The sequence below is a fragment of the Thermus caldifontis genome, from assembly GCF_003336745.1.
Lineage (GTDB): Bacteria > Deinococcota > Deinococci > Deinococcales > Thermaceae > Thermus > Thermus caldifontis.
On the sequence record NZ_QGMX01000035.1, the window covers coordinates 1 to 6988 of the forward strand.

Genomic DNA, 6988 nt, shown 5'->3' on the forward strand with positions numbered 1-6988 from the left:
CCGCCGCCAAAGCAGGCAGCGCAAAGAAAAACCTACCAGACCAAAAGGGGATTGTCAAGGGGGGTGGGGGGCTTTGGAGGTAAGCTAAGGCCGTGCGCGGCCTACTGGCACGGCTTCTCCTCAACACCCTGGCCCTTTGGGTGGTGAGCCTGGTATACCCGGGGGTTTCCTTCGCCCGGGAGGCGGGACTTTTGGACTACCTGGTGGCGGGGGCCGTGTGGGGACTGGCCAACGCCCTACTGCGACCCATGCTCCTTTTCCTAACCCTACCCTTAAACCTCTTGACCCTGGGGCTTTTCACCTTGGTGGTCAACGGGATGGTACTCTACCTGGTGGCCCAGGCCACCGCCCTCGAGGTGCACGGATTCACCGGGGCCCTGATTGGAGCCCTGATCCTATCCCTGGTGAGCCTTTTCCTTACCTGGCTGTTGCGCGATTAGCGGTTCTCCATCACGTAACGGGAAAGCTCCTCAATCAGGACCTCCTGCTCGGTGATAATGGCCTTGACCGCATCCCCGATGGAGACCACGCCCACCACCTTGCCTTCCTCCAGAACCGGAAGGTGCCGCATGCGGTGTTCGGTCATCAGGCGCATGGCCTCCTCCAGGGAGGTCTCGGGGGTCACGGTGACCACCTCACGGGTCATGACCTCCTCCACCCGGGTGTCCTTGGAAAACCGGCCCAGGAGGACCAGTTTCCGGGCATAGTCCCGCTCGGAGAAGACGCCAAGAAGCCTGTCCCCCTCCATGACCAAAAGGGCCCCGATGTCGTGCTCGGCCAGCTTCCTGAGGGCCTCCAACACCGTGGCCTGGGGGTGGACGCTATAAACCCCTACCCCCTTGCGCAACAGGACCTGACGAACGGTCATAGAACCCCCTTTCCTTTAGGGGTTCATTATACCAGACCGCAATGAAACTTATCGCACGGTGAGCACCGGCCCCACCGCGTGGCGCACCACGTGTTCGGCGGTGCTCCCCAGGACCAGGCGGCGCACCGGCGCTCCCAAGGCCAAGAGATCCAAGGGGGTTTGCAGGGACAAAAGATGCTCAGCGGGATCGCCCGAAAAGGCCAAGGATTCCACCCGGATCCCTTGATCCTGCAGGTACGACTGGGCCTCGAGGGCCCAAGCCCCCGCCTGCACAGGATCCTCGTGGACGCTCACCACCCGCACCGAAAGCCCCAGGGGCTTGGCCAGAAGGGCTAGGGTGTGCAAAGCCCGCACTGCGCTTTCCGAAGCGTTATAGCCCAGGATGGCCCCCTCTATCTCCACGTAGTCGGTGGGAGCTACCAAAACTGGAGTGGGCGAGGTCCTCAGAACCCTATCCACGGTGCTCCCTAACCCCACGAAGCTACCCCCGTGGGCCTCCCCGCTCCGGCCCATGACCAGAAGGTCTGCGGTGCGGGCGTGGCGCAGGATCACCTCGGGGGGCAACCCGGTTTCCATTGAGACCTCCACCTGAAGCCCCGCCTCCTCAGCGCTTTTACGGATGCGCTCCAATAACGCCTCGCCATAGGCGGAAAGAGCTTTTTCTAGCTCTTCCCGATGGGCCGGCACGGGAACGGTAAGGGCCCCGAAGTCCAGGAGCTCCAACGCCCGGATGAGGCGGGAGTCCCGCACATACAGGGCCACCAGCTTGGCGGAAAGCTTGTAACAAAGCCACTCCGCCAACACCTCCGCCCCCCGGGCCTGGGGCGAGCCATCCGTGGCCAGAAGAATCCTCATGGGACCATCTTAACGCCCCCCGCCCCGAGCCAAGCCCGGCTCCCTTACCCCTTGGGCCAAGGCCCAGGCGGGCAGGATCAAGACCCCTAGGGCCAGGAGAACCGGCATCACGCCAAACACCTCTATCAGGTGCCCGATGGGGGCGTAGAAAAGCCCGGCAAAACCCCAGGTAAAGCCCATGAGAAGCCCTGAAACCGTGGCCGTCTGGCCGGGTTCCAGCTCCTGGGCCAAGGCCACGGCCACCGGAATGCCCGCGTTCATCAAGGCCCCGGTCAGGGCCAAAAGCACCAGGTAGGAGGCACCTCCGGGGGGCAGGAGAAGAAGGCCCAGATACAGGGGAAGCCCAAAAGCCAGGGTCCCCACCAAAACCGCCTTCCGCCCAAGGCGGTCCGAGAGGGTACCCCCCAGGAAGGCGCCCAAGGTGGCGGAGAAACTGTACGTGGACAGGCTTAAGGCGATGTAGGCATCGGAGAGGGCCCTTTGGGTAAACCAGTAGGGCAAGGTGGTGGAAAAGCTCATAAACACCAGGCTCCGCAAGGTGGCCATCCCCCATAGCCGGGCCACATCCCCGCGAAAGACCCTCAGAAAGTCCCTAAAGCCTGCGGGCTTTCCTTGCCGTCGCACCGGGGGCAGGCGCAGGAGGAGCAGGGCCGGCAACAAGGCAAGCGGGGTTAACCACACTAGGCCCATAAGCCCCCAGGCGCCCACGGCAAAAAGGGCCACCACCGGCCCCAAGGAGAGGCCCAGGTAACCCGCCGAACCAAAAAAGGAAAGCCAAAACCCCCTCCGCTCCTTGGGGGCGAACTCCCCCACCAGGCTGGCCCCCGAGGCGTGAAAAAGGGCCGAACCCAAGCCAGCAAGCCCCAGGACCAAAAGGAGCGCCTCAAACCGGGGCCACAGGCCCAAAGAACCCATACCCAGGGCCACCAGCACCGGCCCCAAGGCCGCCAGAAGCCTCCGGTCCATGCGGTCAGCGATCAGGCCTGCCAAGGGCTGAAGAAGGCTCCCGGTGAGGGAGTACACGGACACCAAAAGCCCCACCGTGCCCAGGCCCACGCCGAAGTGGGCCATCAGCTTGGGCAAAAGGGGGGTGAGGAAGTTGGAGAAGAGGTCGTTGACCGTGTGGAGCCAGGCCAGGAGAAGCGGCAGCACCCTCCCATGCTAAACCCCTTTCTCATGGGGAGTGTGTTACAATCCCTTCGTGCTTGTGGGCTTTCCGGTTGGCGGGGGAAAAAAGAAAATGGCGCGCCCGAGAGGACTCGAACCTCTGACCTTCGGCTCCGGAGGCCGACGCTCTATCCAGCTGAGCTACGGGCGCACTCAGCGGGAAGTATCCTAGCACGCTAAGGAGGAGGCGGTCAAGTGTTCGGTATCAGCAAGAAAGCCATCACCATCCTTTTTGGGCTTCTGGCCTTGGCCTTCGCCGTGGGGGCCATCCTCCTTTTCACCCCCCAAGCGGGGCAGCAGGCGCGGGGCAAACCCGTGCTGTGGGTGAACGGGAAGGCGGTTTACGAGCTGGACCTGCTAAGGCTCCAGGGGAATGACCCCCTCTACGCCGCAAACCCCCAGGGGCTTCTTAAGACCCTGGTGGACACCCATTTCCTGGAGCAGGTCATCCTCACCGAGGCCCTCAAGCAGGACGCCGCCCGAATCCGGGTGGGTAGCGCCGAGGTGCGCAAGGAGGTGGACCGCATCCGGGAACAGTTTGGCCTGAAGGACAAAAAGGCCTACGAGCAGTTCCTGAACCAGGTGGGGTACACCGACGCCCAGCTTAGGAGCGAGGTAAAAGCCCAGCTCCAGATCCAAAAGCGGCTGGAGCAGGTTCGCTCTGCGGCCAAGCCCACCCCGGAGGAGGTGCGGTTCTACTTTGAGGTGCACCAGGAGGACTATAAGGGCGAGGCCCGGGTCAAGGCGCGCCAGATCGTGGTGGACGATGCCAAGCTGGCAGCGGAGCTTTTGGCTAAGGCTAAGGCCGGGGAAGACTTCGCCGCCTTGGCCAAGGGGCACTCCAAGGTGGGCGCCGAGCAAGGTGGGGCCCTGGGGGCGGCACCGGGGGAAAGCGAGCCCAAGCCCGTGACCAAGGTGGTCTTCCCCGAAAAGGTGGCGGAGGCGGTCTTCGCCAAGAAGGGCCCGGGCCTGGTGGGGCCCATAGAGGCTGGAGGCCGCTACTACCTGGTGCAGGTGGAGGCGTACCTCCCCCCCAAGGTGCCCACCTTTGAGGAGGTCAAGGACCAGGTGGAGAAGGACGCCCAAGCAGCCAAGGGGAACGGGGCCCTCGAGGCCTACCTGGAAAGCCTCCGACAAAAGGCCCAGGTCCGTTTTGCCGAGGATAACCCCTATAGCTACAAGAACCCCCCTGTGGCCAAGGTCAATGAGCAGGAGATCTTCTTGGCCCAAGTCCTCCAGCCTGTCTTCTCCAATCAGCAGACCGCTGCCCTCATCCAGCAGGGCCTGGGGGAGCTGGCGGTGCAGTTCTTCCTTCCCCAAACCTTGGAGAGCCTGATCGACCGCGAACTCCTGGTGGAGGCCGCCAAGAAGAGTGGCAAGCCCTATATTGGCTCCAAGGACCAGATCGCCCAGGCCTACCTTCTCTACGAGACCCGGGGGCTCGCTTCCACCGAGGAGGAGGCCCGTAGGTTCTATGCGGAAAACCCTGCCCTCTTCGCCATCCCGGCCAGCGCGGAGGTGACGGGGGTGGTCTTCAAGGCGGAGGCTAAGGCCAAAGCCTTCCGGGAAGCGGCTTTAAGGGGTGGCGACCTACAGGCCCTGGCCAAGGCCCAGGAGGGGAGCGTCACCGAGTACGGCACCGTGAACCCCAACCAGCTTCCCGCCGTCTTGGACCGCCTGGTCTTCAAGGTGAAGGAGACCTTCCCCAAGGGTCCTTTGGGGGAGATCAGCGAGGTGGTGAAGCTGGAGGACGGCACCTTTGCCGTACTGATCATCAAAGACCGCAAGCCGGAGGTTCTAAAACCCTTTGCGGAGGTGGTGGACCAGGCCAAGGAAGGGGTCATCAACCGGAAGCGGCAACAGCAGGCCCAGGCCCTTATCCAGGAACTGCGTAAGGCAGCCAAAATAGAAAACCGCTTGAGCCAGGTGCTGGCGGAACTGACCCCCAAAACCCAGGAGCCGGAGAAATCCCCCACGGAGAAGGCTCCCAAGGAAGCCCCTTCCAAGCCCTAAACCAGACGGGCGTATTGGGGAGGCCCTAGACATCTAGGGCCTCCCCGTTTTTTAAGATGGAAGGGTGGACCTCCTCAAGCTCCTCACCCTTTACTACGAAGAGCGCCCGGACCCCCAGAACCCCCTCCAGCGGGTGGCCTTCGGCACCAGCGGCCACCGGGGCACCAGCCTCAAGGGCACCTTTACCGAGGCGCATGTGCTGGCCATCGCCCAGGCCATCGTCGACCTCCGGGCCTCCTTTGGGGCCACGGGGCCTCTCTTCCTGGCCAAGGACACCCACGCCCTCTCCGAGCCCGCCTGGGCCACAGCCCTATCCGTCTTGGTGGCCAATGGGGTGGAGGTGCGCCTCGAGGAGGGCTACACCCCCACCCCCTTGGTTTCCTTGGCCATCCTGGAGCACAACGCCCAGCACCCCGCCAAGGCGGACGGCATCCTCCTCACCCCCAGCCACAACCCTCCCGAGGACGGGGGGCTCAAGTACAACCCCCCCACGGGTGGCCCCGCCGACACCCGCATCACCAAGGCCATAGAGGAGAGGGCCAACGCCCTTCTCGCCGAGGGCCTTAAGGGGGTGAAGCGCCTTCCCCTCCGGGAGGCTTTGCAAAGGGCCAAGCCCTTTGACTACGCGGGGCTTTACGTGGAAAAGGTGAAGGAGGCGGTGGACCTCAAGGCCATCCAAGCAGTGGGCCTCCGCCTCGGAATGGACCCCTTGGGGGGTGCAAGCCTAAGGGTGTGGGAGCGGCTTGCCGAGACCTACCGGATTGACCTCGAGGTGGTAAACCCCACCTTAGACCCCACCTTCCGCTTCATGCCCAAGGACCACGACGGCAAGATCCGCATGGACTGCTCCAGCCCCTACGCCATGGCGGGCCTCCTGGCCCTCAAAGACCGCTTTGACCTGGCCATCGGCAACGACCCTGACGCCGACCGACACGGAATCGTCACCAAGAGGGGCCTCATGAACCCCAACCACTACCTGGCGGCCGCCGTCTTCCACCTCTACACCACCCGCACCTGGCCTAAGGCCAAGGTGGGCAAGACGGCGGTGACCAGCGCCCTTTTGGACCGGGTGGCGAAGGCTTTGGGGCGGGAGGTCTACGAAACCCCCGTGGGCTTCAAGTACTTTGTGGAAGGCCTTTTGGAAGGCTGGCTCGGGTTCGGCGGGGAGGAAAGCGCCGGGGCCAGCTTCCTGCGCTTTGACGGTAGGCCCTTTTCCACCGATAAGGACGGGATTCTCCTGGGGCTCTTGGCGGCGGAGATCCTGGCCAAGCGGGGGAAGGCCCCCGATGAGCTCTACGAGGAGCTGGCCGAAGACCTGGGCCGGCCCTACTACACCCGTAAGGACCTCCCCATCTCCCCCGAGGCCAAGGCCAGGCTGGCCCGCCTCTCCCCCGAGGACGTGAAGGCGAAGGAGCTGGCGGGGGAACCCATCCTGGCCATTCTCACCCGGGCCCCAGGAAACGGGGAGCCCCTAGGCGGCCTCAAGGTGGTAACGGAGAACGCCTGGTTTGCCGCCCGCCCCAGCGGCACCGAGGATGTGGCCAAGGTGTATGCGGAAAGCTTCAAGGGAGAGGGGCACCTCAAAGAGGTCCTGGAAGCGGCCATGGCCCTGGTGCACAAGACCCTAGGCTAAGCCCTCATCCCTTGACGGCGCCGGCGGTTAGTCCGGCCACGATACGTTGCTGGAAGATCAGCACCAGCACCACCAGGGGCACGGTTACCACCACGCTGGCCGCCATGATAGAACCCCACGGGATTTCAAAGGGTGTGGCTCCCCCAAAGCTGGCGATGGCTGGGGGAACCGTTTTCACCTTATCCCCTACGGTGAAGGTTAGGGCGAAAAGGTACTCGTTCCAGGCGGCGATGAAGGCCAGAAGTCCCGTGGTCACCAAACCCGGACCCGTAAGGGGCAGCATGATGCGCACCAGGGTCTGCAAAGGGGTGGCCCCGTCCACGTAGGCCGCCTCCTCCAGCTCCCGGGGTAAACCTTTGAAGTAGCCTACCAGGACCCAGACGGTAAAAGGTGTAATTGGCCACTACATTTGAGACACCTTGGGGAACCGACCCCTCCCGTATCTTAGCCAG

At 63.7% G+C, this 6988-nt stretch carries 6 protein-coding genes, 1 tRNA gene and 1 pseudogene; 3 read left to right on the top strand and 5 right to left on the bottom strand.

Annotated elements, in window-relative coordinates; translation table 11 throughout:
* Positions 1 to 92 precede the first annotated feature (92 nt).
* The gene (locus DK874_RS11445; protein WP_114314152.1) at positions 93 to 440 is read left to right on the top strand and encodes a phage holin family protein; all 348 of its coding nucleotides are present in this window, start codon (positions 93 to 95) and stop codon (positions 438 to 440) included.
* Here the strand turns inward: DK874_RS11445 and DK874_RS11450 are convergent.
* From DK874_RS11450 to DK874_RS11465, 4 genes are all read right to left on the bottom strand, one after another.
* Positions 437 to 868, bottom strand: a complete 432-nt coding sequence (locus DK874_RS11450; RefSeq protein ID WP_114314153.1) for a CBS domain-containing protein — start codon at positions 866 to 868, stop codon at positions 437 to 439. The genes DK874_RS11445 and DK874_RS11450 overlap by 4 nt on opposite strands.
* Positions 869 to 916: 48 nt before the next feature.
* A complete protein-coding gene (locus tag DK874_RS11455; RefSeq protein ID WP_114314154.1) occupies positions 917 to 1723 on the bottom strand; it encodes a universal stress protein in 807 nt (268 codons plus the stop codon).
* A 9-nt stretch (positions 1724 to 1732) separates the two neighbouring features.
* Positions 1733 to 2875: an MFS transporter gene (locus tag DK874_RS11460; protein WP_114314155.1), complete on the bottom strand. Its 1143-nt coding sequence runs from the start codon at positions 2873 to 2875 to the stop codon at positions 1733 to 1735.
* An 89-nt stretch (positions 2876 to 2964) separates the two neighbouring features.
* Positions 2965 to 3041, bottom strand: a tRNA-Arg gene (locus DK874_RS11465).
* Between the two features lie 44 nt (positions 3042 to 3085).
* On the opposite strand from DK874_RS11465, the gene DK874_RS11470 reads away from it, so the two are divergent.
* Positions 3086 to 4903 carry a peptidylprolyl isomerase gene (locus DK874_RS11470; RefSeq protein ID WP_114314156.1) on the top strand — a complete coding sequence of 606 codons (1818 nt, stop codon included), beginning with the start codon at positions 3086 to 3088 and terminating at the stop codon, positions 4901 to 4903.
* A 64-nt stretch (positions 4904 to 4967) separates the two neighbouring features.
* Entirely contained in the window at positions 4968 to 6536 is a 1569-nt protein-coding gene (locus DK874_RS11475) for a phosphoglucomutase (RefSeq protein WP_114314157.1), read from the top strand.
* A gap of 4 nt (positions 6537 to 6540) precedes the next feature.
* On the opposite strand, the pseudogene DK874_RS11480 reads toward DK874_RS11475, so the two are convergent.
* Positions 6541 to 6927: pseudogene (locus DK874_RS11480) on the bottom strand (carbohydrate ABC transporter permease); the annotation flags it as partial.
* Between the last annotated feature and the right edge of the window lie 61 nt (positions 6928 to 6988).